Here is a 25,492-nt window from a genome sequence, read left to right on the forward strand (position 1 = left end):
GAAGGTGGACGCCATGCGGACTCAGGTTGTGATCGTCGGCGCCGGCCCGGCCGGACTGCTGCTCGCGCACCTGCTCCGGCTGGAGGGCGTGCACGCCGTGGTGCTGGAGACCAGGCACCGGGAGCACGTGCTCGGCCGGATTAGGGCAGGGGTGCTCGAACCCGGCACCGTCGAGGTTCTGCGGGAGGCGGGCCTCGGCACTCGGCTGGACCGCGTCGGCCTTGAGCACCAAGGCTTTTCGTTGCGCTTCGACGGCACCGAGCACCGCATCGCGCTCTCCGGGCTGACCGGGAAACCGATCACCGTCTACGGGCAGCAGGAAGTCGTGCGCGATCTGCTCGACGCAGCTGAGCCCGAGCCGTGCTTCGGCGTCTCCGATGTCGCACTGCACGACGTCACCACCGACCGCCCCAGCGTCACGTTCACCGACACGGACGGCGTCCGTCGCACCCTGCACTGCGACGTGATCGCCGGATGCGACGGCTTCCACGGGGTGAGCAGGAACGTCGTTCCCGCGACCCGCTTCGAGCGGACTTTTCCCCATTCCTGGCTGGGAATCCTGGCGAAGTCCGCCCCGGCGCACGACGAGTTGGTCTACGCCCACCACGAGCGCGGCTTCGCCTTGCACAGCATGCGTTCGCCCGAGCTGACCCGCTTGTACCTCCAGGTCGAGCCGGGCGAACGGCTCGAAGACTGGCCGGACGAACGGATCTGGGACGAGCTCGCCACCCGGCTGGGCGCGCCCTGCGAGCCCGGGCCCGTGGTGGAGAAGGGAATCACCGCGATGCGCGCACACGTCGCCGAGCCGATGCGGCACGGCAGGCTGTTCCTCGCCGGGGACGCCGCCCACATCGTGCCGCCGACCGGCGCCAAGGGGCTGAACCTCGCCGTCGCCGACGTGCGGCTGCTGTCGAGGGCGCTGACCGCGCTGCTGCTGCACGGCGAGGAGGGCGACGCGCTGTCCTATTCGGACATACGACTACGTGGAGCTTGGCGGGCAGAGCGGTTCTCCACGGAGATGACCGAGTTGCTGCACCGCTCGGCGGACCCGTTCGAGCAGCGCCTGAGCCTGGCCCGGCTGCGGCGGATCGCCTCCTCCGCAGCCGCGGCGACCGCGCTCGCCCAGGACTACGTCGGCATTTCGGAGGACGCGTGAACCTGATCGGCTACCGCAGGGACCCCGAGGGCACTCACCCGCCGCTGGACTCGCCTGGCTACCGCTCGACGCGGCTGCGCCACCCCGGCGAACGCCTCGTGCTGCTGCCGCACGGGCTGACCGAGATCACCGGGCCGCTGCTCGGGCCAGGCCGGATCACCGGGTCCGACAGCGATCTGACCTCACGGGAACCGTTGGGGCAAAGGGTGATCGTGCACGGCCGGGTGCTCGACGGGGACGGTCGTGCGGTGCCGGACGCCCTCGTGGAGATCTGGCAGGCCAACGCCGCCGGGCGGTACCGGCACACCGGGGACCGCTGGCCCGCTCCACTCGATCCGGGGTTCGACGGGGTGGGCCGAGCCCTCACCGATTCGCAGGGCCGCTACCGCTTCCTCACGATCAAGCCCGGCGCGTACCCGTGGCGCAATCACCACAACGCCTGGCGGCCCGCGCACATCCACTTCTCGGTGTTCGGCCGGGCGTTCACCCAGCGGCTGGTGACGCAGATGTACTTCCCGGACGATCCGCTCCTGGAGCACGATCCGATCTTCAACTCAGTGCCCGACGAGCGGGCGCGGAAGCTGATGGTCTCCCGCTTCGACCTGGCCTCCACGGAGCCGGACCGGGCACTGGCCTTCGGGTTCGACATCGTCCTCCGCGGGCGCGACAAGACCCCGGAGCACCGATGAGCACACCATCGCAGACGGTCGGTCCATTCCTCCACATTGGACTACCTTGGCCGGACGGTGTTTTCGTTGTTCCACAAGGCACTCCGGGAGCGATCTGGATTCGCGGGGTCCTGCTCGACGGTTGCGGGGAGCCGGTCAACGACGGCCTGGTCGAGACATGGCAAGCCGACCCGAGCGGACACTTCGACCATCCTGACGACCCACGTGGCGCGGTCACGGGCTTTCGTGGCTTCGGCCGATGTCCGACCACTGTGGACGGGCGCTACGAGGTGCTGACGCTGCTCCCGGGTGTCCTGCCCGGAGCCGCTCCGCACGTCAACGTCTCGGTGTTCGCGCGGGGACTGCTGCACAGGGTGGTGACGCGGATCTACTTTCCCGAGTTCGACAACTCGTCCGACCCGGTCTTCGTATCCGTCGTGCAGGATCGGCGGAGCACTCTCGTCGCACAGTCCACCGAGGATGGTTACCGCTTCGACATCCGCTTGCAGGGCGAAGGAGAGACGGTGTTCTTCGATGTCTGAACCCGGTCTCTTCGACGGAGTGCTGGCCGCGGGCAGCGTGCGCGAAGTGCTCTCGGACACCGCGTGGATTCAGGCGATGCTCGACTTCGAGGCCGCATTGGCGGCAGCTCTCGCCGATGTCGGCTTGGTCGACCGAGCCCACGCGAACAGCATCGCCGAGCACTGCCGCGCCGAGTTCTACGACGCCGCCGAGCTGGCCAAGGCATCCGTTCATGCGGGCAACCCGGCGGCGCCGCTCGTGCGGGCGCTCAGCGACCGCGTCGGCGACGGGCACGTCCACCTCGGAGCGACCAGCCAGGACGTCGTCGACACGGCCGCCATGATCGTCATCAGGAATGCCACAGCCGTTGTCCTGCAAGATGTTCATGCGGCTGCGCAGATCGCCGCAGGCCTCGCGAGGGAGCACGTCGACACCGTCCAGCCCGGACGAACGCTTCTCCGGCAAGCAACTCCGGTGACCTTCGGGTTCACCGCGGCGGGATGGCTCATCGGGCTCGTGGAAGCCGCCGAACGCCTCGAAGCCATCCGGCCCGCGCTCCAGTTCGGCGGCGCCAGCGGGACCCTCGCGGCATTGGGGCAGGGCGGAGTCGAGGTCGCAGCTGCCCTCGCGCGCCGCCTCGACCTCGCTGAACCGGTGCTGCCCTGGCACACCGTTCGCTTGCGCATCGCGGAACCCGCCGCGGCGCTCGGCGCGTTGTGCGGCGTGCTCGGCACCATCGCCCGCGACATCACCCTCTTGGCGCAGACGGAGATCGGTGAAGTCACTGAGGAGGGTCCGCCGGGCTCGGGAAGCTCGTCCACGATGCCGCACAAGAACAATCCGGTGGCCGCGGTGGCCGCGCTCGGCTGCTCCATGCAAGCGCCCGGCTTGGTCGCGACACTGCTGCACGCGGGCGTTCAGGAACACCAGCGCGCAGCCGGAGCCTGGCACGCCGAGTGGAGCCCTCTGCGGGAACTGTTGCGCACCAGCGGTTCTGCCGCCTACTGGTTGCGCACGAGCCTCGAACGCCTTCGCGTCCACCCTTTGCGGATGCGCGCGAACCTCGCGGGAGACGCCCTCGTCGAGCGGATCGCGACCGAGCTGACGCCCGTCGTCGGCAGGCGGCGCGCGTACGACGCTGTGACCCGGTGCTGCGTGAGCGGGGACGACCTGGTGGAAGCGCTCGCCGGTGATCCTGTCGTCGGAACGCATCTCAGCCGTGAGCGGCTGCACGAGCTGCTGAGAACCGACTATCTGGGAAGCGCGAAGGAATTCGTCGAGCGAGCGTTGCGGAGGGCGAGCGCATGAGGCTGCACAGCGTGTCCGAAGGCCCGGCCAACGGGCCCGTCGTCGTGCTCAGCAGCTCGCTGGGCAGCGATCTGCGCGTGTGGGATCACCAAGCGAAAGCGTTGGTGCGAGCCGGATATCGCGTGGTGCGCTACGACCACCGGGGTCACGGTGGCTCTCCGGCACCGGAAGGGCCGTACACGCTCGCGGAGCTCGCCACGGACGTCGTGGAGTTGCTGGACGCGTACGAGGTCTGCCGGGCGCACTTCGTCGGACTGTCACTGGGCGGAATGGTGGGGATGTGGCTGGCGGCCACAGCTCCGGAGCGCGTCGATCGACTCGTGCTGTGCTGCACATCGATCACGCCGGGCACGAAGGAGGCATGGGCGCGGCGTGCGGGAACCGTTCGCCGTGAAGGGATCGCGGCCGTTGTGGACGAGGTCCTGAGCCGGTGGTTCACCTCTCCTGCCGACGATTTCTGGCGAGAGATGTTCGTGGGGACCTCGGCCGGGGGGTATGCCTCGTGCTGCGCGGCGATCGAGGGCGTGGACGTCGCCGCCGAGCTGCCCAAGATCACCGCACCTACCCTGGTGATCGCGGGGGAGCACGATCGCGCGACCCCGCCGGAGGACGGTCTGCGCATCGCGACCGGCATTCCGAACTCGCGGCTGGCGGTCGTCCCCGGCTCGGCACACCTCGGCCCGGCGGAACGCGCGCCCGAGTTCACCGAGCTGATCCTCGACCACCTCGGCGGGAGCAGGCGGACGGCGGGCGAAGCTGTCCGCCGTGAAGTCCTCGGCGACGCGCACGTGGACGCGGCCGAGCCTTCGGCGTTCCAGACCTACATCACCGAAGCCGTCTGGGGATCGATCTGGACGCGCCCCGGACTGGACCGCAGGACGCGAAGCTGCATCACCCTGGCGATTCTGACCGCGCTCCGGTGCCACGACGAACTGGCGCTGCACGTGCGCGCGGCGCTGCGCAACGGGCTGACCGCGGAGGAGATCGACGAGGTCATCCTGCACACCGGAGCCTACGCGGGCGTTCCCGCGGCCAATTCCGCATTCTTGGTGGCTCGTGGCGTAGCGCGGAGTGACTGACCGAGCACGTACTTTTTCCGAACTCTGTTGCTTAACCGCTTGTCTTCAATGAATGGCCGTTCGGCGCTCGGTGATCTGTTCTGGGCGAGGACTTGGTTAGGGTCGGTGACCTGGGGTGGACGAGGTGGCCGGAGAGGACCTGGGGGCGTGTCCGGCCACCTCGTCTCTTTTTCTGGGGCTTTCCCGCTAAGGCTTCAACAGAATCTTCACGGCGTTGTCCTGCTTCTTCTGGAACGCCTCGTAAGCCTGCGGTGCCTGGTCGAGCGGAACCTCGTGGCTGGCGAAACCCTCCACGCCGAGCGGATCGTCCTCGGTGAGCAACGGCATGATGTCGTCCACCCAGCGGCGCACGTTGGCCTGGCCCATGCGGAGCTGGATCTGCTTGTCGAACAACGTCAGCATGGGCATCGGGTCGGCCATACCGCCGTAGACGCCGGACAACGAGATGGTGCCGCCACGGCGCACGATGTCGATGGCCAGGTACAGCGCCTCCAGCCGGTCCACGCCCGCCTTCTGCATCAGCGGGCGGCTCAGCGCGTCCGGCAGGAGCCCGGTCATCTGCTGCGCGAACTTCGCGGTCGGCGAGCCGTGGGCCTCCATGCCGACGGCGTCGATCACGGAGTCCGGCCCGCGGCCACCGGTGGACTCGCGGATCAGATCGGCCAGGTCCTTGTGGTGCTCGCGCAGGTCGTAGACCTCGACACCGTTGCGGCGGGCGCGCTCCAGGCGCTCCGGAACGAGGTCGACGCCGATCACCTGTCCGGCGTCGCGCTGGCGAGCGATCCGGGTGCACATGTCCCCGATCGGCCCGAGCCCCAGCACCGCGACGGATCCGCCCTTCGGCACGGCCGCGTACTCCACCGCCTGCCACGCGGTGGGCAGCACGTCGGAGAGGTAGACGAACCGGCCGTCCGGTGGTCCGTGCGGGACCTTGATCGGCAGGGTGTTGCCGAACGGGACCCGCAGGTACTCGGCCTGCCCACCGGGGACCTGGCCGTAGAGCTTGGTGTAGCCGAACAAGGCGGCGCCCATGCCCTGCTCGCGGACCTGTGTGGTCTCGCACTGCGACTGCAGCCCCTGTGAACACATGTAACAGGTGCCGCAGGAGACGTTGAACGGCACCACGACGCGATCACCCGGTTTCACCTCGGTGACCGCGCCGCCGACCTCGGCGACCAGCCCCATGGGCTCGTGCCCGAGGATGTCGCCCGGCGTCATGAACGGGCCCATGACCTCGTAGAGGTGCAGGTCTGAGCCGCAGATGCCGGACGAGGTGATCTCGACGACGATGTCCGTCGGCTCGCGGATCTCCGGATCGGGGACGGTGTCCACCCGCACATCGCGCTTTCCGTGCCACGTCACTGCCTTCATGGCAGCGGGATACCACCGCCCGACCGGGGCAAACGCTTCAGCGGAACGCGGAGTGGCCGGTGAGAGCGGCGCCCAGGCTCAGCGCGTGCACCTCCTCCGTCCCCTCGTAGGTGGCCACCGTCTCCAGGTTCAGCATGTGCCGCAGCACCGGGTAGTCCAGCGTGATCCCGTTGGCCCCGTGGATCGACCTGGCCGCGCTCGCCACCCGTTGCGCGGCGCGGACGTTGCCGAGCTTGCCGAGGCTGATGTGGCTGTGGTGGCAGGCGCCGCTCTCCTTCAACCGGCCGATGCGCAACGCCGTCATGCCCGCGTGGTTCACGTCGAGCACCATGTCGGCCAGTTTCCGTTGGGTGAGCTGGAAAGCCCCGATGGGGCGTCCGAATTGCTCGCGGGTCTTGGCGTAGTCCAACGCCGCGAGGAAACACGACCGGGCGGCGCCGACCACGCCCCACACGATGCCGAAACGGGCTTCGTTGAGGCACGACAGCGCAGCGCCGAGCCCTTCCGCGCCCGGCAACGCCGCCGTCGCGGGAAGGCGAACGCCGTCGAGGGTGATCGACGCGGTGATCGACGCGCGCAACGAGAGCTTCCGCGGGATCTCACGCGCGGTGAAGCCGGGGGAGGAGGTCGGCACCACGAAACCGCGGACACCGGAGTCGGTCCGCGCCCAGATCACCGCGACGTCGGCGACGGAGCCGTTGGTGATCCACATCTTCGTGCCGTCGAGGACCCAGTCCGAGCCGTCGCGTCGCGCGCGAGTCCGCATGGAACCCGGGTCGCTGCCGGAATCCGGCTCCGTCAGGCCGAAACAGCCCAGCGCCGAGCCCGTCGCCATGCCCGGCAGCCACTCCTGCTTCTGCTCCTCGGAGCCGAAGCGGTGGATCGCGCCCATCGCGAGCGAGCCCTGCACCGACACGAACGAGCGCAGGCCCGAGTCGACCGCTTCGAGCTCCCGGCAGGCGAGGCCGTAGGCGACGTCACCCGCGTCGGCGCAGCCGTAGCCGGAGAGGTGCATGCCGAACACCCCGAGCGCGCCGAACTCCTGTGCCAGCTCACGAGGAGCGGGAATGGTGCCCGCGTCGAACCAGTCGGCGACGTGCGGGGCCAGTCGCCGTGCGGCGAACGCGCGGACGGTCGCGGCGATGTCGCGCTCGGCGTCGTCGAGCTGACCGTCGAGGTCGAGGAAGTCCTGTGCGTCAGGCGTTTTCACGATTTCTCCTGTGTGCCGATGAGACCGGCTCCGGACAGGGCGGCGATGCGGTCGGGGGAGAGGCCGAGCTCCGTCAGGATCTCCGCGCTGTGCTCGCCGAGCAAGGGCGGCGGTGACCCGAACGACTGCCCGGACACGGAGAATCCCGGTCGTACGAGGTCCAGCGGCCCCGCGGTCGGATGCTGCACGGTGAACGTGGCTGGATCACCGGCCCGCGCGGCCGCAGCCAGGGCATCTCGCACACCGCGGATCTCGCCGACCGGAATCCCGCGCTCCAGCAGCACGTCGACCCACCACTTGCTGTCCTGAGTGGACAGTCTGCTCTGGATGATCGGAACCAGGGAGTCGCGATGCGCGACGCGGGACCGATTGCTGCTGTAGCGCGGGTCTTCGGCCAGAGCGGGCAAGTCCAACGCCGCGCACAGCGAGCGGAACAGGGTGTCGTTGCCCGCCGCGACCATGATCTGCCCGTCGCGCGTGCGGAATGCCTGGTACGGAACGATGCTGGGGTGGGCGTTGCCGTGGCGCGCGGGCTCCTCGCCGGAGACGATCGCCGTCTGCGCCAGGTTCACCATGCCCGACAACGCCGAGTCCAGCAGCGAGACCTCCACGTGGTCGCCGCGCCCGGTCATCGTCCTGCGGTACAACGCGCCGAGGATGCCGACCGCCGCGTTCAGCGCCGCGAGGACATCGGTGATCGCCACCCCGACCTTGGTCGGCTCGTCGCCGGTCACCGACATGAGGCCGCTCTCGGCCTGGATCACCGCGTCGAAGCCGGGGCGGTCCGCCGGTTCCCGCCGCGCGCCGAACCCGCTGACCGAGCAGTAGACCAGCGCCGGGTTGGCCGCGCGCAGCCGGGTGGCTCCGAGACCGAGGCGGTCGGCGACGCCCGGCCGGAAGTTCTGCACCACCACGTCCGACCGCACGCACAGCTCGCGGACCAGCTCCTGCGTCCTGGGGTCCTTCAGGTCGACGGCGAGGCTCCGCTTGCCCCGGTTCAGCGCGAGGTAGTACGCGGCCTCGCCGCCGGCGTGCGGCGGTCCCCACGCGCGCGTCTCGTCGCCGGTTCCCGGCTGTTCGATCTTGATGACGTCGGCGCCCATGTCGGCGAGCAGCATCGTCGCGTACGGCCCGGCGAGCACCCGCGACAGGTCGGTGACCCGGACACCGGAGAGCGGTCCAGCAGCGCGCATGCCCCCATCGTCACCCAGTGCCCGCAATGGTTTGCACGCGGCCCACCCTCGGAAAAGGCCGCACGGTGCGTGCTCAGGCAATTACTCAACAGTGTCCTGTGAAGATTTCGGAACGCTCTGACCTGCGGAAACGCCCGGGTAACGGCGAGATGTCTGTATTCGTCGGCCGGAGAATGCCATGATGGATCCGCTTCGCGGGACGTTCTTCCCCCGCTTGTCGCGCCGCGGTCGCCTGGTCGCCCGGCGCGCTCGGACACGACCGCAGATGTCCCGGACCCTCCCCGACCGGGACGAAAGAAGGTGCCGCATGACCTGGGCAAGACACGCCAGCCCCGTTGTTGAGCACGGCCGCATCGCGGAAGCACGCGCAGTCGAGAAGGTCCACTGCGAGATCCAGAACGGCAGGGCGGCCCGCACGGTCGCCGTGCACGCCTCCGACGCCGAGGACTGCCGCCAGCTCCTCGAGATGCTCGGCCTGGCCGCCGACGAGGGCAAGCGCGCCCTGCAGCAGTCCTGACCCACCGCACCACCCACCCCGCGCCGAGGGGATAGCCGGTCTTCGAGTACCGCAAACCCCCGCACCGGCCACCGCCGACGGCGAACCCGCCGGGTTCGCCGCGGTCATCGGTGATCGTCGGCCGGGTCGGTCGAACTCGAAGGCCGCGCCACCCCGGTGCTCGCGTCCGCGGCGGGCAGGTCGAGGCGAATCCTGGTGCCGGACATCGGTCCGGAACTGATGCGCAGCGATCCGCCCGCCGCGCGCACCACCCGGTGCGCGATGTCCAGGCCGAGCCCGGTGGAGCCCGCCCCGCTCGTGCCCCGGCTCAGCGCCTCCTCGGGATCGGCGATGCCCGGACCGGCGTCGTCGACCAGGATCGTCACCACGCCGGCCCGGTTGCGCACCCCGAGGGCGAACCCCACGCCCTCCTCGGTGTGCCGGAAAACGTTGCCCAGCAAGGCATCGAGCACCGCGGCCAGCTCGTCGCGGGCGATCCGCACCGGCGCGGGGTGATCCGCGCCGACCTGCCGCCACGGCCGGTGCTGGTCCTCGGCGAGCGCGGCCCAGAACGCCAGCCGCTCGCGCCCGACCAGCGCCGCGTCGCACCCCGTCGCGTCACCGTCCACCAGACCCCTGCGGGCGCGCCGGATGATCTCGTCGACCTCCCGCTCCAGCGCGTGCACCGCACTGCGGATGCGTTGCGCCCCAGGGCCTTCGCCCAGCGTCTCGGCGTCGAGGCGGAGCGCGGTCAGCGGGGTGCGCAGCCGGTGCGAGAGATCCGCGACGAGTTCGCGCTCCGCGGTCACCAGGCCGCCGATCCGCTCCGCCATGCCGTTGAACGCCGCCGCGGTCCGCTCCAGCTCCGGTGGTGACGAGACCTGCACGCGCGTGCCGAGGTCACCATCGCCGATCGCCTTCGCGCCCTCGGCGAGCGTGCGGGCGGAACGCACGACCCTGGTGCCCAGCCGGTCCGCGATCAGCACCGACAGCAGCACCAGCGCCAGCGCGACGGCGGTCAGCGACACCCACGCCTCGGTCACCCCGCGTTCGAGTTCTTCTTGCGGCACGAACGACTCGACCAGAGCCGTGCGCCGCTCGCCGAGCGCGACGGGTTGCAGGACCACCTTCCCGTCCATCACGTCCACAGTGGACGCGTGGCCGAGCCGCATCGCCTCGGTCAGCTGCTCGCGGCTGGCCCGGCCGGTGCCGATCTGGCCGCCCTCCGCCGGGTGCACGGCGATCCGCTGCGCCAGGCCGAACTCGGTGGAGGCCAGCGCGGTGGCGATGGTCAGCGGGTCCGCGGTGATCGCCAGCACCGGGGTCAGCGCGCTGGCCTGCCGCTCGGCCTCGGTCAGCGCCCGGTCCCGCGCCAGGTCGTAGACGACCAGCATCAGCGGGACGAGGAAGGCGAGCGCCACCATCGAGGTCACCGCGAGCGAGACCAGCGCCAGGCTACGGCGCACCCGGGATCTCCAGCCTGATCCCGACCCCGCGCACGGTGTGCAGGTACACCGGGGCCGACGCGCTCTCGCCGAGCTTGCGGCGCAGCCAGGACACGTGCACGTCCAGCGTCTGGTCGTCCCGGCCCGGCGGCAGCCGCCAGACCTCGGCCAGCAGCTCCTCCCGGCTGATCACCTTGTGCGGCCGGGCGACGAGGTAGGCGAGCAGGTCGAACTCCCGCCGGGTCAGCTTCAGCTCGGTGCCCGCCAGCCGCGCCTGCCTGCTGTCCAGGTCCACCGTGATGTCCCCGGCCGAGAACGCGCGCTCGGCCGCTTTCGGCCGGCTCCTGCGCAGCACCGCGGCCAGCCGCGCCGCCAGGTGCTCGCCGGAGAACGGCTTGACCAGGTAGTCGTCCGCGCCCTCGCGCAGCAGCTGGATGATCTCGGCCTCGGTGTCCCGCGCGGTCGCGGCGATCACCGGGACGTCGCAGATGCCGCGCATCATCCGCAGCACCTCGACCCCGTCGATGTCCGGCAGGCCCAGGTCCAGCACGACCGCGTCCGGCACCGCCCTGGCGACCTCGCGCAGCGCGTCGAACCCGGTGCCCACGGAGTAGGTGGCGTAGCCGAAGTCGTTGAGCGCCCGGACCACGGCACCCCGGATCGCGTCGTCGTCCTCGACCAGCAGCACCGATGGCATGGCGGCACGTTAACCGGTCTTGCCAGGTGATGGCACGATGGAGTGATGAAGCGGCGGCTGGGGTATCTCGGCTTGTGGCTGGTGGCGACCGTGCTCGCGGTCGGCATGGCCTGGCTGGGCCTGCGCTCCGTGCTGGTCGCGGCCGCTCCGGGCCGCCTCGACCTGCTGGACCAGCTGGGCGCCGACAACCCTCGCGGGCGCGACGTGGTCGCCCTCGGCCTCCCGACCTCCGTGCCCGGTGCCGCCGACCCGATCGGCCGCGGCCCCTCCGGCATCCCGATCCAGCCGCCCGGTCCCGGTCCCGCCCAGCCCGGCGTCCCCGGCCCCGGTGTCCCCGATCCGGGGGGCACCAACCCCGCCGGCCCCACCGTGACCACCCCGCCGCCGAGCCCGCGGCCCACGGAGAACGGCACCAAGCCCAGCACCAGCAAGCCGGTCACCACGACCACCACCAACCCGCAGTCCGACCCGAGCCTGCTCGGCCAGCCCGAGCCGCAGACCCGGACCGTGCGGACCAAGGGGGGCGACTCGACGTTGCGCTTCGCCGAGAACGACGTCTCCGTGATCACCGCGCGCCCGGTGTCCGGCCACGCGGTCAAGGTGGAGCGCACCTCGCCCACCTCGGTGATCGTCACCTTCTCGTCACCGACGTCGCTCTCCCGAATCCAGGCCACCTGGAACGAGGGCCCCGCCTGGCGGATCACCGAGTACCAGTACCACTAAGCCCCACCCCGCCGCGGGTGGGTCACCACTGCCAGCTGATGCCGTGGAAGCCCTTCTGGCAGTCGAGGGCGTGCAGGTAGGCCATGCGCGTGAGGTCCACGCTCACGGCGCGGCGGTCGTCCCGCGCGCCGAGGCCGAGCCTGCTGGAGCGGTGGCAGTGCGCGGGAAGTTCGCCCTCGAACCGCACCTGCAACAGGTACTGCGGCACGTTGCTGCGCAGGCACCGCTCGTAGGAGGTGCTCGCCGCGGTGCCAGCCTCGTCGAACCGCACCTCGTACTCGATCAGCGCGCTCTCGCCCTTCGCCAGCCTGCGTGCGAAGAACAGCTCGTTCACCATGATCATCCGCTCGCGGTCGAAGCGCGTCACGCAGCGCTGCCCGGACAGCGAGCGCAGCCCGGTCGGCAGCGGCTGCTCGGCGTCCCCTCGGAAGATCACGACCAGCCGGTCGGCGCCGTCGGCGTTGGCGCGCTGCACCTGGCAGGAGCGGATCCGCCGGATGGAGCGGTCCGCGCCCACGGTCACCTCGTCGTGCAGGGAAAGCGCGTCGAGCTTGATGTTGATGTGCTCGTAGGAGGTGCCCAGCGCCTTGCTCACGTCGGAGTCGGCGCCGTAGAGGTCGGTCAGGCTCAGCCGCTCCGGCGCGCGCACCCCGCGCCCGCGCGGCCGCGGCGGCCCGATGAGGCTGCTCAGCGAGCGCCGCGGCAGCCGCAGGATGTCCTCCAGCAGCGCCACCGCGCGCAGCGAGTCGGCCCGTTCCGGGCGCCGCCGCCCGCGCTGCCAGTAGCTCAGCGTGGACAGGCTCACCGTGACGCCCAGTGCCGCGAGCCGGTCCTGGATCCGGTCGAGCGGCAGCCCGCGCCGGTCCAGTGCGGTGCGCAGCGCCAGGTCGAACGGGCCGGTTCGCAGCACCTCGCTCAGCTCCTGATCGATCGTGCGTTGCTGGGTCGGAAGTTGGTGGGCCGGAATCTGGTGGGTCAGGGTCATTGCCGAAACACCCCCCGAAGGTGTCGCCGGGTCAACTGGTGGTCAGGGTCAGGCGGTAGTGCGACAGCGCATCGGTCAGCGGCTGGAAGTAGGAGGACTTGCCGGACTGCGCACCGCCGTTGAACGTGCACTGCTGGCCGATGGGGCCGCCGGAGGTCATGCCCTGGGCCTGGTCGCCGGAGATGTAGGCGCCGCCGCTGTCGCCGGGCATGGTGCACACCGTGGAGCTGCCGAGGCCGGTGACCGTGGTGCTCGGCCCGCCGTTCGGGTCGGTGTAGGTGACCGAGACGTCATAGGAGCGCACGGTGCCGCAGGTCCAGCCGCTGGTCGCGCCGGACTTGCACAGCGCACCGCCGACCGCGGTCCGCGTGGCACCCCGCACCACCGGGCTGCCCGCGCTGGAGCCGTGCGTGTACACGCTGGTGGCGATGGAGTCCTCGGCGTCGATCCTGGCGATGCCCATGTCCACGCTGGCCTGGCCCTGCGCGAAACGGGTGTCGGTGGTGGTGCCGAACACGGTCGTGCCGCTGTAGAGGGGCCGCGAGTCCCTCAGGCAGTGGCCCGCGCTGACCAGGTAGCGGGTGCCCGCGGCGTCCCGCGCGCCGAAGCCGACGGAGCAGTAGCCGCCGCCGCTGGCCGAGAAGGTCATCTTCGCGCCGGGGGAGACCGAGATGTGGGCGGCGAGCGGGGTGCTGTCGTGTTCGACGCGCACCGCGCCACCGTGCCGCCGGGCCGCGGCGAGCAGGGCCTGCGCCTCGGGCCGGGAGGAGTCGCTGACCCGCACCGTGACCGTGTCGGTGGCCAGGTCGGTCTGCCAGGAGGTGACCCCGACCGGGACGCCCGCGGCGGCCACGCCGTCGAGTTCGCGCTTGATGGCCAGCAGCCCGGACTCGCCCTTGGCCGCGCGCCGGGCGGTCAGGCCCAGCTCGGCGGCCTTGGCGGCACCGGCGTCGGAGGTCGCGTTGACCACCAGGCGGCCCGCGGCGTCGAAGAACGCGCCGTCCACCGCGCCCGCGCCTTGGAGCTGGGTGAGCTTGCCCTGCTGGTCGGCCTGGGTGAGCAGGCGGTCGGTGGCCTCCCGGGCGCTGACGCCCAGTTCGGCGGCGAGCGCGGAGACCATCTGCGGGTCGAAGGCGGGCGCGGCCGAGGCGGTACCGGCGCCGAGCGGCAGCAGGGCCGCCGCGGTGAGCCCGGCGAGCAGTCTGGAACGAGAAAGTGTCATTACGATTCCTTCGCAGGGGGAGAAGAACCGTGCAGGGGTGACGGCAGAACTGTGACGCGCACCCCGCGTAACGACAAGACCTGGCGTCCGGATCAATTTTAACAGAATTGCGGGGAAATTGTTTACATACTCTTCGTGGTCAATCTAAGGAATTGTTCCGGTCATTTTAAGGTGTCATTAAGGTACGGTGTTGACTTGCGGTGCGAACCGGTGGGGTGTACCAGTGGTACACATGCCGTTGCCGCGCTTCACCCGCCTGCCGGGAGACCGTAGGGCCGAGATACTGCGCGTGGCTAGGGCGCATTTCGCGCGGGAGTCGCCACAGCACGCCTCCTACAACCGGATCATCGCGGCCGCCGGCATCTCCAAGACCGCGGCCTACCACTACTTCGACGGCCGCGACGACCTGCTCCGCACGGTCCTCGAAGACGTGGAAGCGCAGCTCATCGCCAGTCTCGGGCGCTGGGTACCCGCCGGGGACGTGGCGCGCTTCTGGGCCCAGCTGGCCGAGCGGACCGCGCGGGTGAAGGAGCACCTTGCCGCCAATCCGGACGATCTGGCACTCGCCTCTGCGGCCTTGGAGAGAACGGATGGAGCCGGGCTCGCGGCCTGGCTGACCGACGTCATGGACAACGGCAGGCAGCTCGGAGTCGTGCGCTCCGATGTTGATCCGGATCTCCTGTTGGTGGCGACAACGGCGGTTTTCCGAATTTCCGACGCCTGGCCGCCGGAGCAGGTGCGGCTGTTGCTCGCTGGCCTGTGGTCAACACCGGAGAAGCCGGCTCGTTAACAGGCCGGGTGGGTATAACTCACCTTGATGTGTGCAATCGTGCGGTGTTATGGGAGACGTCCGCCGACGACATCCGGGAACGTCGCGACCACCCGGCGGTCAGCGCGCGTGCGCGGGGCAGGTCAGCACGGGGTGCGGGCTCCAGCCCTCGGCGGCCAGCCACGTCAGCAGCACCGTGGGCAGCCGGTCCTCGGCGACCTCGTGGGCCAGTTCCCCGATCAGGAACAGGTCCAGCCCGCACAGTTCGCACGCCAGGAACTCCAGGCCGTAGTGCGGCTGGCAGGCGGCGCAGAACCGGCGCACGGCGATCTGCCCGGTCGCGGTGATCTCCAGCCACTGCTGGTCGATGTCCCTGGCGTGCTGCTCGGGGGAGGAGGCCGGGGCGCGGTGGCAGTTCGGGCAGAGCCGCACGTCCGGAACGCGCTGTTCGGGAATGCGCTGCTCGGCTTCGGCCGGTGCTGGTTCGAACAGGCTCAGCTGTGTCGCCGGCTCGTCCTGGTTCACGGCTACCTCCCTGCGCTGCCCTCCCGCCCAGTGTCGTCCGGAGTCCTATGTGGACCGGGCAGCGACACGGGTTGTCACATCGCTTCGCGGAGCGCGGGCAGCAGTTCCTGCTCCGCGAAGGCGAAGAAGTCCTCCTGGTGCTCTCCGCCGACCTGGACCAGCGCGAGGTCGGTGAAGCCCGCGTCGGCGTACTCCCGCGCGCTCTTGAGGATCGGCTCCACGTCCGGCCCGCACGGGATCGCCGCCGCCACGTCGTCCGGCGTGACGAGCTGCGTCGCCCCGGCGAAGCCCGCGGTGCCCGGCAGCTCGGAGTTGACCTTCCAGCCGCCGCCGAACCAGCGGAACTGCTCGTGCGCCCTGGCGATCGCGTCGTCGCGGTCGGCGTCCCAGCACACCGGCATCTGCCCGATCTTGCGCGCGCTGCCCTCGGCCCGGCCCACCCAGTGCTCGTCCCACTCGCGGCACAGCCGCTGCTCCGGCTGCACGGCGATCATGGCGTCGGAGACCGGGGCGAACCGCGCGACGGACTCCGCGCCGGACACCGCGACCGCGATCGGCACGCGCACCTCCGGCAGGTCCCAGAGCTTGGCCGAGTCCACCCGGTAGTGCTCGCCCGCGTAGCTGGAGTACCCGCCGTCGAAGAGCCCGTGGATGATCTGCACGGCCTCGGCCAGCATGTCGTGCCGCACGCTCAGCGGCGGCCAGCCCTTGCCGATGACGTGCTCGTTGAGGTTCTCGCCCGAGCCGAGGCCGAGGGTGAACCGGTTGCCGGAGAGCAGCTGCAGCGTCGCCGCCTTCTGCGCGACGACGGCCGGGTGGTAGCGCATGGTCGGGCAGGTCACGTACGTCATCAGCTCCACCCGTCCGGTGACCTGGGTGACCGCGCCGAGCACGCTCCACGCGTACGGCGCGTGCCCCTGCTCGTCCAGCCAGGGCGAGTAGTGGTCGCTGCAGACCTCGAACTCGAACCCGGCCGCCTCGGCGGCCGCAGCGTGGCTGACCAGCTGTTTCGGTCCGGCCTGCTCGGTCATCAACGTGTATCCGATGCGCATGCCGCAGAGCTACCCGTTCTGCGGGCGATCAATCGATAGCGTTGATAACAACCTAGTGTTATCGTTGATAACATGAGCACCGAGCAGACGCGCGTCGCGATCATCACCGGCGGTTCCCGGGGCATCGGCCGCGAGGCGGCGCAACGCCTCGCCGCCCAGGGCTTCCCGGTCGTCATCAACTACGCGGGCAACGACGCGGAGGCCACGGCGGCGGTGGAGGCGATCACCTCGGCGGGTGGTCGTGTCATCGCCCACAGGGCCGACGTGAGCGAGCCGGAGGCCGTCGCGGGGCTCTTCGACGTCGCCGAGCAGGAGTACGGCGGCGTGGACGTCGTCGTGCACTCCGCGGGTGTGCTGAACGCGCTGAAGCCGATCGCCGACACCGATTTCGACGAGTTCGACCGGGTGCACCGGGTCAACGTCCGCGGCACCTTCGCGGTCGCCCAGCAGGCCGCGCGCCGGGTCCGCGACGGCGGGGCGATCATCACCTTCTCCACCTCGGTGCTCGGGCTCTCCCTGCCGGGGTACGGCGTCTACGCGGCGACGAAGGGCGCGGTGGAGGCGATCACCATGATCCTCGCGCGCGAGCTGCGCGGGCGGGACGTCACCGTCAACACCGTGGCCCCCGGGCCGACCGCGACCGAGTTGTTCTTCGACGGCAAGGACGAGCAGACCGTCGCCAGGATGGCCGCGCAGCCACCGCTGGAGCGCCTCGGCCGCCCGGACGACATCGCCGAGGCCGTCGCGTTCCTGGCCGGTCCGGCGCGCTGGGTCAACGGCCAGACCCTCCGGGTCAACGGCGGCATCGCCTGAGTCTGTAAAGCTCGCTTGACACCCCTGTCTAGTTCACTTTACATTCGGCGCATGGACAAGAAGAACCGCGTCGCCACGATCGTCCTCGTGGCCAGCGTTTTCCTGCTCGGTGCCGTCCCGCTCGCGCTCCTGGCGGTCAACCCGGCAGCCGGGGGTTACGCGGCGCTCGGCGGCGGAGTCCTCGTGGTCGGCGCGGTCCTCGCGCTCCTGGTCCACAAGCGCCGCCTGCCGCAGCCTCGGCCGCAGGGGGAGGACAGCGAGTACGGGGTGGAACGGGCGATCGAGCTCCGCGCCGTCAAGGACGCCTTCTACCTGACGGTCGTCGCGCTGTTCGTGACCGAAGCCGTGGTCCTGATCGGTGACCTTCCTGCTCCGAGTCCGGTGTGGTTCGCGCTCGGCGGACTCGTGGTGCTCGCCGCGGCAAGGCAGGTGCACACACATCGGATGATCTAGTCGTGGACAACGATCTCCCTCGCCTGCGCGCCGAGCACGGCCTGTCGCAGGGCTCCCTCGCCGAGAAGCTCGGCGTGACCAGGCAGACGATCATCTCCATCGAGAAGGGCAGGTTCGATCCGAGCCTGCCCCTCGCCTTCCGCATCGCGAAGCTCTTCGGCTGCCGCATCGAGGACATCTTCCGGCCCGACGAAACCCCCTGACGCGGACCGCGGGACCCCTCCCGGTCGGCACGCCTACGGTCACCGGCCGTCGGAACACGAAGCAGGGAGGCAGATCATGCGGACGGCACTGGCCAAAATCCTGGTACTCGCCACCGTTGTCGGCGGGGGCACCTTCCTGGCCGCGACGGCCGAGGCGGCACCGACCCACTGCAGCAGCCGCGTGACCGACTACGGCACCGGCGGAGCCGCGATCTGCGCGCGCAGAACCGGCTTCTACCGCGTCACCATCACGTGCACCGCGGCGAGCGGCCGCGTCTACTTCCGCCAAGGTCCGTGGCTGCGGCCCGGCAACGGTGAGAGCAAGGCGAAGTGCAACCGTCCGGACCGGGTGACCTACCACGCGGTGCAGAAGCGGAACTGACGCGAGGCCTTTCGGACAGGGCCACAACGGTCCAGGTTTCTACGCGCGGAGCAGGGGGGAGAACGAACCGAAAGCATGACGACCGCGGTTGATCGCCCACGCCATGCTTGTCCCCGGTGGGACCGTTCTCCACCCTGACGAAAGGACTGCGCGTGTTCGGACGACGCAGGTTCCGGTCGGGCACCGTCCTGATCGGGCTCCTCGCCCTCTGCCTCGCGGGCACGACAGTGTCCGCCGCCGCACCGCCCGACCCGGACCGGGGACGTGCGGCGGAGTGGACGAGCTGGCAGAAGGACCTCGTCGGGAGCAGGCACAACGCCGCGGAACGGAAGATCACCGAGCGGACCGTCGCCGACCTGAAGCTCAAGTGGGCCTTCGCCTTCCCGAAGGTCCCGTTCCTCACCGCGCACAGCCAGCCCGCGATCGTCGACGGGACCATGTACTTCGGCGGCCCGGACGGGCTGTTCCACGCGCTCGACGCGAAGACCGGCGCCACCAAGTGGACCTTCACGCTGAAGACGGTCGACCCGAACCTGCGCCGCGCGGTCGTGCGCAACAGCCCCGTGGTGGCCGGGGGCAAGGTCTACTTCGGCGACCTGCGCGGCTACATGTACGCGCTGAAGGCGGGCACCGGCGCGCTGGAGTGGGCGACCCGTCTCGACACCCACCCGGAAGCACTGATCACCAGCTCGCCGATCCACTTCGCCGGCAAGCTCTTCGTCGGCGTCTCCAGCGATGAGAGTTCGGCCGCCGCCGACTACCCGTGCTGCACTTTCCGCGGCCAGTTCGCCTCGATCGACGCTGCGACGGGCAAGGTGCTCTGGCGCCACTACACGGTGCCCGAGCCGAAGGCGGTCGGCACGTGGCCGAGCGGAGCCACGCGCTTCGAGCCCTCGGGCGCCGCGGTGTGGGCCTCTCCGTCGGTGGATCCCGTCACCGGGACCGTGTTCATCGGCACCGGTCAGAACTACACCGGCACCGCGGGCGACAGCGACACCGTGCTCGCGCTCGACGCGTTCACCGGCAAGGTGCGGTGGAAGCGCCAGATGACCCACCCGGACACGTGGCGCCTGATCTGCGTCGACCCGTCCGCGCCGCCCGGTCACTGCCCCGGCATGGAGAACGGCACCGCGCTGGACTTCGACATCGGCTCGCTGCCGAACGTCTTCACCGTCAAGGGCCGCACCCTTGTCGGCATCGGCCAGAAGAGCGGTGTCTACCACGTGCTCGACGCGCGCACGGGTGAGTTCGTCTGGCAGCGGCAGCTGTCCAAGCCGCGCCCGAACGACCTCGGCCAGTCGGGCATCCTGTGGGGCGGCAGTTACGACGGAGAACGGCTCTACGTCGCGACCAACGACGCCAAGCCCGGCGCGCTGCACGCGCTGGACCCGGCGACCGGCGCGCTGCTCTGGAAGACGGAGAACCCGGCCAACGGGTGCAGCTGGGGCGGCTCGGCCCAGTACCCGGACGAGTGCATTCTCGCGAACCGGCCCGCAGTCAGCACCACGCCCGGCGTGGTCTACGAGGGCAGTGCCGACGGCAAGATGCGGGCCTACTCGGCGCGCGACGGCCGGGTGCTGTGGGAGTTCGACACCGTGCGGGATTTCCCGGGTGTCAACGGGATCACCGGCCGGGGCAGCGGGGTCTCCGCGGTGGGTGGCGCCGTGGTCGTGGACGGGATGATGTACGTCCACTCCGGCTACCACCCGACCTACAACAACGACAAGGGCTTCGTCCTGCTCGCGTTCGGGCTCTGACGCCGCCGTACCATTCCGCGGGTGACCGCCTACGACGATCTCGACCACCTGGACACCTCGACGCTGCCGCAGCGCCAGCTGCAGATCCTGGCCACGATCCGGGACTGGGTGCAGGAGCACGGCTACGCGCCGAGCACGCGCGAGATCGGCGAGGCGGTCGGCCTGCGCTCGGCCTCCTCGGTGTCCAAGCACCTGGCGAGCTTGGAGGAGCGCGGTTTCCTGCGGCGCGGCACCACCGTGTCCCGGCCGATGGACGTGCGGCTGTTCCTGCGGCAGCAGTCCTCGGCCGGGGCGGACTCCGGGAACGCGGTGCCCGTGCCCGTGGTCGGCGACATCGCCGCGGGCACCCCGATCTCGGCCGTGGAGCACGTCGACGACGTCCTGACGCTGCCCCGTGAACTCACCGGGCGGGGCAACGTCTTCGGCCTGCGCGTGCGCGGTGACTCCATGATCGACGCCGCCATCTGCGACGGCGACATCGTCGTGGTGCGGCAGCAGAACGAGGCCCACTCCGGGCAGATCGTCGCCGCGATGATCGACGAGGAGGCCACCGTGAAGGTGTACCGCCGCCGCAACGGCCACGTGTACCTGGAGCCCCGCAACGACGCCTACGACGTCATCGACGGCGACCGCGCCGCGGTGCTGGGCATCGTCGTGTCGGTGCTGCGCAGCGTTTAGGCTCGCCCCCGGCACTGCGGAGTAGGGCGCCAGCATGCGGCAGGACGCCCGCAACCCCTTAGAACGGTGCAGGTTCGGCGATGGGTTCGAGTTCGGTCTCGATCACCTTGCCACTCGGCGTGGTCCACGCATGCGTCCCGTCCGCCCGGTTCTCGCAGGACCAGCTGGAGTGGGTCTTCATCCGGTGATGATGCCTGCACTTCGGGCGCAGATTCGCGACCGTGGTGTTGGTGCCATCGAACGGGCAACAATGATCCAGGTCGCAGCGGTGGGCGGGTTGGTTGCAGCCGACCATGGTGCAGGTCGGGTAGCGGGCGTTGATGAGTTCGCGTTGGGCTGGGGTGGGTCGGTAGGTGGTGATGTGTTCGGCCATCCCGGTGGCGGGGTCGGTGAGGATGCGCTTCCAGATCCCGTTCGCGGCGACATCGGCCACGATCTCTGCGGGCAGCGGCCCGTACCCGGCCAGCATCACCGGGTCTGTGGTTAGGTCCAGGATGTTGGTGATCGGCATGGTCAGGTTGACGCACACCTCACCCTGCGGAGCGGGTGTTTCCTTACCCATCAACAGATCCGCCGCAACGTCTGACCGTTTCTGGTCCAACGTGCGGTCATCCTTCGGCAACGCCCGGGCGATCCGGTCGATCCGATCGAAAGCCAAGGCCGCGTCGAGCGCGGGCAGCACGACGCGCAGCGAGCACATGCCGTCGTCGAGGTTGAACTTCTCCACCAACCGCTGCTTGCGCTTCTCCTTGTGACGCCGCAGGGCTGCCTCGGCATCCAGCTTGAGGACATACCGCCGGGCATAACGTTGAGAGGCGGTGTAGTTGTGCGTCGCGGCATGGTTGATCAGCACAGGTTCGGCAATCGCCTGGTTGGCGGCGTCCAGGACACTGACCTGATCAATGATCATCAACGCCTTGCCCTCATCGATCCGCCCCTCCGACAACGCTTCCAACACCGCCGGGTGCTCCACCAGAGACATCGCCCGATCAATGAGCTTGTTGCCCTTGACCTGAGAGACGCGCAGCAGGGGCATCAGGACATCCCCGGCGTACTGCTGCACTTGCGGGTCGAGGTCGTCATAGAGCTTCATCAGGGTCGAGGTGAAGTCCGCGACCGCCTTACCGATAGCGGCGTAGGCGGCCACGAGGTCGTCTTCGATATCGGCAGGGGCCATACCCTTATTTTAGCGTCTGCAAATAGTGGATCATGGCTCTACGGAGTGAACTTTCCCTTACTCCCCAAGGGAAACAGGGTTCCAGCCACCGCAAGCCGGGGCTGCCAGCTGAGGCTTTACCTGGGGTGCGCGTGCCATACGCTCGTCGCGAGGGCCGGAGTTTCATCCCGTGCCCCTGAAAGGCCCAGGGGCACGCGCAAGGGGCCCCAGGTCAAACCGACCCCACGCCGGAAGCAGCCACCCCGGCTGGAAGCCGCCAACTCCCGCTGGAACCAGCCACACCACGCCGGAACCAGCCACACCACGCCGGAACCAGCACGCCCAGGAAGCCACCGCGACACGGCCTAGCCGGGCAGGTCCTCCTCCTCGACCACCTGGCGCACCTCGATCTCGACGTCCTGGAACAGCGCTGCGTAGCGCTCGGCGAAGGCGACGGCCTCGGCCCGGTCCTTCGCGTTGATCACCAGGAAGCCGCCGATGACCTCCTTGGCCTCGCTGAACGGGCCGTCGGTGCTGGTGATGCCCCCGCCCGCGGTCTTGCGGACCCGTGCGCCCTTCTCGGACGGGTGGACGCCCTCGCCGGTCAGCAGCACACCCCCTTCGGCCGCCTCCTGGACGAAGGCGCCGACGCGCTCGACGAACTCCGGGCCGGGGGTCCACTCGGGCGCGTTCTCGGAGAGCTTGTGCATCAACAGGTAGCGCATCACGACTCCTCTGTCTGATGTGGACGGTGTGCGAAGAGCATGCCCCCTGGCACCCGCTGGTCGGGATCGAGGAGCACTTCCGCCTCGATGGTGAAACCGGCCTTGCGCAGCCAGTCCGCGACCCGCCCGGGCGTGCGCAGGTGGACGTGCACGTCCATCGGATACCCGCCGTAGCCCTGCGTCTTGTGCCGGGACTCGTCGCCGACGTGGAACCCGAGGAGCAGTCTGCCTCCCGGCCGCAGCACGCGCCGGAAGTGCGCGAACACCCCGGGAACGGCCCCGTCGGGGATGTGGATCAACGACCACCAGGCGAGCAGCCCGGCCAGCGAGGCGTCCGGGAGGTCCAGATCGGTCATCGAGCCCACCTCGAACCGCGCTCCCGGGTGCTCGGCGCGAGCGATGTCGATCATCGCGGGGGAGAGGTCGACGCCCATCGCGTCGACGCCGAGCCCGCGCAGGTGGGCCGTGACGTGCCCGGGCCCGCAGCCCACGTCCGCGACCGGGCCGCCGCCGTCGGCGCGGACCAGCTCGGCGAACAGCGCCAGCGCAGAGCGCAGGTAGGGCAGTCCGGTGAGCCCGTCGCGCAGCAGCTCGGCGTAGCTCTCGGCGACGGTGTCGTACGAGGTGCGGGTGGCTTCGATCCAGTCGGCGCTCACGGTCGCACACCGTAGCAACAAATGGCCCAGCCGTTTATTGCTTTCGGTGTACTCATCGGACAGGCCGTCTCGTTTTTTCCGTTCCCTGGATTTGGTAGGCGATATGTAGGCGTCCTGGCCCACCCTTTGCGGCGGTCATTTCCTGCGATGTCCACAAGCGATAGGGGTGTTATGAGGGCAACTGTGGTAAACGGAATAGCGGTCGCGCTGGCCGTCGTCGGCCTGCTCGGCACCTCCGTGGCGGAGGCGGCGCCGTCACCGGAGGGTGGCGTCGTCGCCTCCGAGGAGCTGTTCAGTCTGGTCACCGAGGCCGACATCCTCGACCCGAGCGTCGCGACGCCGGAGGGCGCGATCCCGCCCGACGAGCCGGACGGGGGCGTGGAGAACAGTCCCGACCACGCGATCGCCTGGTACCGGGCGCGGCTCGGCAGCACCGCCTACGAGGGGTACTGCGAGCGGGCGGCGAGGCTGGCCTGGAACCGCACCAGGGTGCACCCGTCGGCGATCGCGCACTGGCGCGCCGAGGGGCCGAGGCACACCACCGGGCGGCCGCCGAGGGGCGCCTTCGTGTTCTGGAACACGAGCAAGTGGGGGCACGTCGGCGTCGCGGACGGCGCCGGTGGCTTCTACTCGACCAGTGTTCGCGGAAAGATCGGTCACGCGAAGAGCGTGAGCTATTTCCGCAACTACCTCGGCTGGATCAAGGGCAGCCGCAGTTGAACAATTCCGTGAGTCGGTGAAAGGTGGGGGATGAGGTCCTCGATTCCTCATCCCCACGCCACCGGAAGGCTGCCCGGACCGTAGATCACATCGCTTTCGCGACCGGGGAAGCGGTTGAACAACGCCCTGCAGGCAATGCGCAGCTCCATCCACGCGAGCTGCTGGCCGAAGCGCCGGTGCACCCCGTGCCCGAACGCCAGGTGACGCGTGGAGATCGTCACGGTCTCTGCGGCCGTGATCAGCTGGCCCTCCAGGCCCACATCCTCCAGCGCCGCGCGCACCGGGACGCCGTACTGCGGGATCGACAGGTAGCGGAGCAGCTCCTCGTCGGTCAGCCCGCCGTGCTCGCGCAGTCTCCGCGATGAGGCGAAAGCCTTGTACGCCAAGGGAATCGCCAAGCTGGCCGCCCCTGGAGCGACGCTGGTCCTCTACGCCTTCACCAAGGGACCGCTGAGTGAGGAGATCGACATCGCCTTCGCGCCGCACTGGGACCTGGTCTCGGTCCCCCCGGCAGCATCCGCCGCTGACCCGCTCGCTCAGGCGTTCGCTCGACGGAGGCGTTCGGCCGCCTGTGCGCGGACAGCGCCACAACACACCGGCGGGTCGCCGTGCAGGGCTTCCCAGCGGGCGTTGTGCACTGCGGGCCACAGACTGGCCGCCCACGCGATCTCCTGTTCCTCCGCGGTGAACCGCCGCCGAAGTGCTTGGTAGGCCGCCAGGAACGCCGCTGAGCTCTCGATCGGGGCCAGAGTCGGCGGTGTGACGCTGGCGAACGTCCCGCACGCCGCGCCCACCAGCGCTGCCTCGGGCTGCCACGCCAGGCTGTCCCAGTCGTGCACCGCCCACACCCGGCCGTCACGCCAGCGCAGGTTCTGCGCTTCGAAGTCGGCGTGGCCCAGCACGCACGGCAGGTCCGCGGCGAGCAACCGCTTCCGAGCCCGTTCAGCGGTGTCCACGACGTACGCGGGGACGGCGTCCTGATCGCGTTCGTCGAGGAACGCGATCGGCGGCCACAGCTCGGAACCCGTGTGGTCCCAACGTGCCCAGCGCGGATTCGGCAGCGGCGGCGCGACCGTCACATCGGCCAACTCCGCCATGATCCGGGCGAACACCTCGGCGTAGCGCGCCGCGACGTCCGGCGAGTCTCCGTGCAGCACCTCACCGCCGGGCCGGGACTCCTCCGCGTGCACTGCCAACTCGCCGACGCGGACCGGGGGCGCGAGCGGACGGGCGCACGGAAATCCCCGCTCCGCCAGCAGGATCTGCGCGGCAACGCACGACTCGGCCCGGCCGTCGTCCTCCCGCGCTTTCACCACGACGTCCCGCCCGTCGGCCAGCAGCAGCCCGAACACCGCCGAGATCGACCGCCGCTCGAACACCACGCCGACCGGCTCCGCCCCCAGCTGCTCCGCGCACCAGGCAGGCAGCCACTCCGGGAGATCGTCCAACGGCACGGCGCCGACTGTGCCACACCGGCCGAGTCCGGAGAACACTGAAGCCCCATCCCTCGCGAGGAGGAATGGGGCTC

The 25,492-nt window shown here is 70.1% G+C and carries 29 protein-coding genes; 15 read left to right on the forward strand and 14 right to left on the reverse strand.

From position 1 onward, the window contains the following. Positions 1 to 13 precede the first annotated feature (13 nt). Genes BLT28_RS37970 through pcaDC form a run of 5 tightly spaced genes read left to right on the forward strand, consistent with a single transcriptional unit; the run spans position 14 to position 4,733 of the window. Positions 14 to 1,156 (forward strand): 4-hydroxybenzoate 3-monooxygenase, encoded by a 1,143-nt coding sequence (locus BLT28_RS37970; RefSeq protein WP_030428332.1) that lies wholly within the window; start codon positions 14 to 16, stop codon positions 1,154 to 1,156. Next, positions 1,153 to 1,845, forward strand: a complete 693-nt coding sequence (gene pcaH, locus BLT28_RS37975) for a protocatechuate 3,4-dioxygenase subunit beta (protein WP_030428331.1) — start codon at positions 1,153 to 1,155, stop codon at positions 1,843 to 1,845. The genes BLT28_RS37970 and pcaH overlap by 4 nt, the downstream gene beginning before the upstream one ends. After that, complete coding sequence (pcaG, locus tag BLT28_RS37980) at positions 1,842 to 2,366, forward strand: protocatechuate 3,4-dioxygenase subunit alpha (protein ID WP_030428330.1); 525 nt, start codon at positions 1,842 to 1,844, stop codon at positions 2,364 to 2,366. Before pcaH ends, pcaG begins: the two co-directional genes overlap by 4 nt. Further along, positions 2,359 to 3,654, forward strand: a complete 1,296-nt coding sequence (locus tag BLT28_RS37985; RefSeq protein ID WP_030428329.1) for a class-II fumarase/aspartase family protein — start codon at positions 2,359 to 2,361, stop codon at positions 3,652 to 3,654. Before pcaG ends, BLT28_RS37985 begins: the two co-directional genes overlap by 8 nt. After that, entirely contained in the window at positions 3,651 to 4,733 is a 1,083-nt protein-coding gene (gene pcaDC, locus BLT28_RS37990) for a bifunctional 3-oxoadipate enol-lactonase/4-carboxymuconolactone decarboxylase PcaDC (RefSeq protein WP_030428328.1), read from the forward strand. Before BLT28_RS37985 ends, pcaDC begins: the two co-directional genes overlap by 4 nt. 186 nt (positions 4,734 to 4,919) lie before the next feature. Here the strand turns inward: pcaDC and BLT28_RS37995 are convergent, their stop codons facing one another. Genes BLT28_RS37995 through BLT28_RS38005 form a run of 3 tightly spaced genes read right to left on the reverse strand, consistent with a single transcriptional unit; the run spans position 4,920 to position 8,507 of the window. After that, positions 4,920 to 6,104: a zinc-dependent alcohol dehydrogenase gene (locus BLT28_RS37995; RefSeq protein WP_030428327.1), complete on the reverse strand. Its 1,185-nt coding sequence runs from the start codon at positions 6,102 to 6,104 to the stop codon at positions 4,920 to 4,922. 37 nt (positions 6,105 to 6,141) lie between these two features. Then, positions 6,142 to 7,317, reverse strand: coding sequence for an acyl-CoA dehydrogenase family protein (locus tag BLT28_RS38000; RefSeq protein WP_030428326.1), 1,176 nt, complete (start codon positions 7,315 to 7,317; stop codon positions 6,142 to 6,144). After that, entirely contained in the window at positions 7,311 to 8,507 is a 1,197-nt protein-coding gene (locus BLT28_RS38005; protein ID WP_043810822.1) for a CaiB/BaiF CoA transferase family protein, read from the reverse strand. The genes BLT28_RS38000 and BLT28_RS38005 overlap by 7 nt, the downstream gene beginning before the upstream one ends. 307 nt (positions 8,508 to 8,814) lie before the next feature. Between BLT28_RS38005 and BLT28_RS38010 the strand changes: the two genes are divergently transcribed. Next, positions 8,815 to 9,024, forward strand: a complete 210-nt coding sequence (locus BLT28_RS38010; RefSeq protein ID WP_043810819.1) for a hypothetical protein — start codon at positions 8,815 to 8,817, stop codon at positions 9,022 to 9,024. Positions 9,025 to 9,128: 104 nt separating this feature from the next. Here BLT28_RS38010 and BLT28_RS38015 read toward each other — a convergent pair whose 3' ends face one another. Both BLT28_RS38015 and BLT28_RS38020 read right to left on the reverse strand, forming a co-directional pair. Next, positions 9,129 to 10,469, reverse strand: a complete 1,341-nt coding sequence (locus tag BLT28_RS38015; protein ID WP_052407060.1) for a sensor histidine kinase — start codon at positions 10,467 to 10,469, stop codon at positions 9,129 to 9,131. Further along, positions 10,459 to 11,145, reverse strand: coding sequence for a response regulator transcription factor (locus BLT28_RS38020; protein ID WP_030428323.1), 687 nt, complete (start codon positions 11,143 to 11,145; stop codon positions 10,459 to 10,461). The genes BLT28_RS38015 and BLT28_RS38020 overlap by 11 nt, the downstream gene beginning before the upstream one ends. 45 nt (positions 11,146 to 11,190) lie before the next feature. Between BLT28_RS38020 and BLT28_RS38025 the strand changes: the two genes are divergently transcribed. Then, a complete protein-coding gene (locus tag BLT28_RS38025; RefSeq protein WP_030428322.1) occupies positions 11,191 to 11,868 on the forward strand; it encodes a hypothetical protein in 678 nt (225 codons plus the stop codon). Between the two features lie 22 nt (positions 11,869 to 11,890). On the opposite strand, the gene BLT28_RS38030 is transcribed toward BLT28_RS38025, so the two are convergent. Continuing rightward, positions 11,891 to 12,853, reverse strand: a complete 963-nt coding sequence (locus BLT28_RS38030) for a hypothetical protein (protein ID WP_052407059.1) — start codon at positions 12,851 to 12,853, stop codon at positions 11,891 to 11,893. 31 nt (positions 12,854 to 12,884) lie between these two features. Next, on the reverse strand, positions 12,885 to 14,075 hold the full coding sequence (locus BLT28_RS38035) for a S1 family peptidase (protein ID WP_030428320.1): 1,191 nt from the start codon (positions 14,073 to 14,075) through the stop codon (positions 12,885 to 12,887). A 289-nt stretch (positions 14,076 to 14,364) separates the two neighbouring features. Here BLT28_RS38035 and BLT28_RS38040 point away from each other — a divergent pair, with 289 nt between their 5' ends. Further along, positions 14,365 to 14,865, forward strand: coding sequence for a TetR/AcrR family transcriptional regulator (locus BLT28_RS38040; protein ID WP_197683934.1), 501 nt, complete (start codon positions 14,365 to 14,367; stop codon positions 14,863 to 14,865). A gap of 99 nt (positions 14,866 to 14,964) precedes the next feature. On the opposite strand, the gene BLT28_RS38045 is transcribed toward BLT28_RS38040, so the two are convergent. Both BLT28_RS38045 and BLT28_RS38050 read right to left on the reverse strand, forming a co-directional pair. Beyond that, positions 14,965 to 15,369, reverse strand: coding sequence for a hypothetical protein (locus BLT28_RS38045; protein WP_030428318.1), 405 nt, complete (start codon positions 15,367 to 15,369; stop codon positions 14,965 to 14,967). A gap of 74 nt (positions 15,370 to 15,443) precedes the next feature. Further along, positions 15,444 to 16,421 (reverse strand): TIGR03557 family F420-dependent LLM class oxidoreductase, encoded by a 978-nt coding sequence (locus BLT28_RS38050; RefSeq protein ID WP_030428317.1) that lies wholly within the window; start codon positions 16,419 to 16,421, stop codon positions 15,444 to 15,446. A gap of 72 nt (positions 16,422 to 16,493) precedes the next feature. On the opposite strand from BLT28_RS38050, the gene BLT28_RS38055 reads away from it, so the two are divergent. The 6 genes from BLT28_RS38055 (at position 16,494) to lexA (ending at position 20,707) form a co-directional block, all read left to right on the forward strand. Further along, positions 16,494 to 17,234 carry an SDR family oxidoreductase gene (locus BLT28_RS38055; protein ID WP_030428316.1) on the forward strand — a complete coding sequence of 247 codons (741 nt, stop codon included), beginning with the start codon at positions 16,494 to 16,496 and terminating at the stop codon, positions 17,232 to 17,234. 51 nt (positions 17,235 to 17,285) lie between these two features. Further along, positions 17,286 to 17,687, forward strand: coding sequence for a hypothetical protein (locus BLT28_RS38060; RefSeq protein ID WP_030428315.1), 402 nt, complete (start codon positions 17,286 to 17,288; stop codon positions 17,685 to 17,687). A 2-nt stretch (positions 17,688 to 17,689) separates the two neighbouring features. Further along, positions 17,690 to 17,890 (forward strand): helix-turn-helix transcriptional regulator, encoded by a 201-nt coding sequence (locus BLT28_RS38065; RefSeq protein ID WP_030428314.1) that lies wholly within the window; start codon positions 17,690 to 17,692, stop codon positions 17,888 to 17,890. 76 nt (positions 17,891 to 17,966) lie between these two features. Then, the gene (locus BLT28_RS38070) at positions 17,967 to 18,272 is read left to right on the forward strand and encodes a hypothetical protein (RefSeq protein WP_030428313.1); all 306 of its coding nucleotides are present in this window, start codon (positions 17,967 to 17,969) and stop codon (positions 18,270 to 18,272) included. 152 nt (positions 18,273 to 18,424) lie between these two features. Further along, positions 18,425 to 20,029: an outer membrane protein assembly factor BamB family protein gene (locus BLT28_RS38075; RefSeq protein WP_030428312.1), complete on the forward strand. Its 1,605-nt coding sequence runs from the start codon at positions 18,425 to 18,427 to the stop codon at positions 20,027 to 20,029. A gap of 21 nt (positions 20,030 to 20,050) precedes the next feature. Beyond that, the gene (gene lexA, locus BLT28_RS38080; RefSeq protein ID WP_030428311.1) at positions 20,051 to 20,707 is read left to right on the forward strand and encodes a transcriptional repressor LexA; all 657 of its coding nucleotides are present in this window, start codon (positions 20,051 to 20,053) and stop codon (positions 20,705 to 20,707) included. A 58-nt stretch (positions 20,708 to 20,765) separates the two neighbouring features. Here lexA and BLT28_RS38085 read toward each other — a convergent pair whose 3' ends face one another. From BLT28_RS38085 to BLT28_RS38095, 3 genes are all read right to left on the reverse strand, one after another. Further along, the gene (locus BLT28_RS38085) at positions 20,766 to 21,884 is read right to left on the reverse strand and encodes an HNH endonuclease signature motif containing protein (protein ID WP_083383829.1); all 1,119 of its coding nucleotides are present in this window, start codon (positions 21,882 to 21,884) and stop codon (positions 20,766 to 20,768) included. A gap of 344 nt (positions 21,885 to 22,228) precedes the next feature. Beyond that, entirely contained in the window at positions 22,229 to 22,588 is a 360-nt protein-coding gene (locus tag BLT28_RS38090) for a YciI family protein (RefSeq protein ID WP_030430172.1), read from the reverse strand. Beyond that, entirely contained in the window at positions 22,588 to 23,244 is a 657-nt protein-coding gene (locus tag BLT28_RS38095; protein ID WP_030430171.1) for a class I SAM-dependent DNA methyltransferase, read from the reverse strand. The genes BLT28_RS38090 and BLT28_RS38095 overlap by 1 nt, the downstream gene beginning before the upstream one ends. A 183-nt stretch (positions 23,245 to 23,427) precedes the next feature. On the opposite strand from BLT28_RS38095, the gene BLT28_RS38100 reads away from it, so the two are divergent. Continuing rightward, complete coding sequence (locus BLT28_RS38100) at positions 23,428 to 23,964, forward strand: hypothetical protein (RefSeq protein WP_052407427.1); 537 nt, start codon at positions 23,428 to 23,430, stop codon at positions 23,962 to 23,964. Positions 23,965 to 24,011: 47 nt separating this feature from the next. Here the strand turns inward: BLT28_RS38100 and BLT28_RS38105 are convergent, their stop codons facing one another. Next, positions 24,012 to 24,362 carry a cytochrome P450 family protein gene (locus tag BLT28_RS38105; RefSeq protein ID WP_030430169.1) on the reverse strand — a complete coding sequence of 117 codons (351 nt, stop codon included), beginning with the start codon at positions 24,360 to 24,362 and terminating at the stop codon, positions 24,012 to 24,014. Between the two features lie 138 nt (positions 24,363 to 24,500). Beyond that, a complete protein-coding gene (locus tag BLT28_RS38110) occupies positions 24,501 to 25,418 on the reverse strand; it encodes a phosphotransferase (RefSeq protein ID WP_030430168.1) in 918 nt (305 codons plus the stop codon). Between the last annotated feature and the right edge of the window lie 74 nt (positions 25,419 to 25,492).

It is taken from the genome of Allokutzneria albata (genome assembly GCF_900103775.1).
In the GTDB taxonomy this organism is placed as follows: domain Bacteria; phylum Actinomycetota; class Actinomycetes; order Mycobacteriales; family Pseudonocardiaceae; genus Allokutzneria; species Allokutzneria albata.

What these genes read in the sequence shown, in the direction of transcription:
- BLT28_RS37970 (WP_030428332.1), top strand. Translation starts at nt 14, where the DNA reads ATGCGGACTCAGGTTGTGATCGTCGGCGCCGGCCCGGCCGGACTGCTG.
- pcaG (WP_030428330.1), top strand. Translation starts at nt 1,842, where the DNA reads ATGAGCACACCATCGCAGACGGTCGGTCCATTCCTCCACATTGGACTA.
- BLT28_RS37985 (WP_030428329.1), top strand. Translation starts at nt 2,359, where the DNA reads ATGTCTGAACCCGGTCTCTTCGACGGAGTGCTGGCCGCGGGCAGCGTG.
- pcaDC (WP_030428328.1), top strand. Translation starts at nt 3,651, where the DNA reads ATGAGGCTGCACAGCGTGTCCGAAGGCCCGGCCAACGGGCCCGTCGTC.
- BLT28_RS37995 (WP_030428327.1), bottom strand. Translation starts at nt 6,104, where the DNA reads ATGAAGGCAGTGACGTGGCACGGAAAGCGCGATGTGCGGGTGGACACC.
- BLT28_RS38005 (WP_043810822.1), bottom strand. Translation starts at nt 8,507, where the DNA reads ATGCGCGCTGCTGGACCGCTCTCCGGTGTCCGGGTCACCGACCTGTCG.
- BLT28_RS38010 (WP_043810819.1), top strand. Translation starts at nt 8,815, where the DNA reads ATGACCTGGGCAAGACACGCCAGCCCCGTTGTTGAGCACGGCCGCATC.
- BLT28_RS38020 (WP_030428323.1), bottom strand. Translation starts at nt 11,145, where the DNA reads ATGCCATCGGTGCTGCTGGTCGAGGACGACGACGCGATCCGGGGTGCC.
- BLT28_RS38025 (WP_030428322.1), top strand. Translation starts at nt 11,191, where the DNA reads ATGAAGCGGCGGCTGGGGTATCTCGGCTTGTGGCTGGTGGCGACCGTG.
- BLT28_RS38030 (WP_052407059.1), bottom strand. Translation starts at nt 12,853, where the DNA reads ATGACCCTGACCCACCAGATTCCGGCCCACCAACTTCCGACCCAGCAA.
- BLT28_RS38035 (WP_030428320.1), bottom strand. Translation starts at nt 14,075, where the DNA reads ATGACACTTTCTCGTTCCAGACTGCTCGCCGGGCTCACCGCGGCGGCC.
- BLT28_RS38050 (WP_030428317.1), bottom strand. Translation starts at nt 16,421, where the DNA reads ATGCGCATCGGATACACGTTGATGACCGAGCAGGCCGGACCGAAACAG.
- BLT28_RS38055 (WP_030428316.1), top strand. Translation starts at nt 16,494, where the DNA reads ATGAGCACCGAGCAGACGCGCGTCGCGATCATCACCGGCGGTTCCCGG.
- BLT28_RS38060 (WP_030428315.1), top strand. Translation starts at nt 17,286, where the DNA reads ATGGACAAGAAGAACCGCGTCGCCACGATCGTCCTCGTGGCCAGCGTT.
- BLT28_RS38070 (WP_030428313.1), top strand. Translation starts at nt 17,967, where the DNA reads ATGCGGACGGCACTGGCCAAAATCCTGGTACTCGCCACCGTTGTCGGC.
- BLT28_RS38085 (WP_083383829.1), bottom strand. Translation starts at nt 21,884, where the DNA reads ATGGCCCCTGCCGATATCGAAGACGACCTCGTGGCCGCCTACGCCGCT.
- BLT28_RS38090 (WP_030430172.1), bottom strand. Translation starts at nt 22,588, where the DNA reads ATGCGCTACCTGTTGATGCACAAGCTCTCCGAGAACGCGCCCGAGTGG.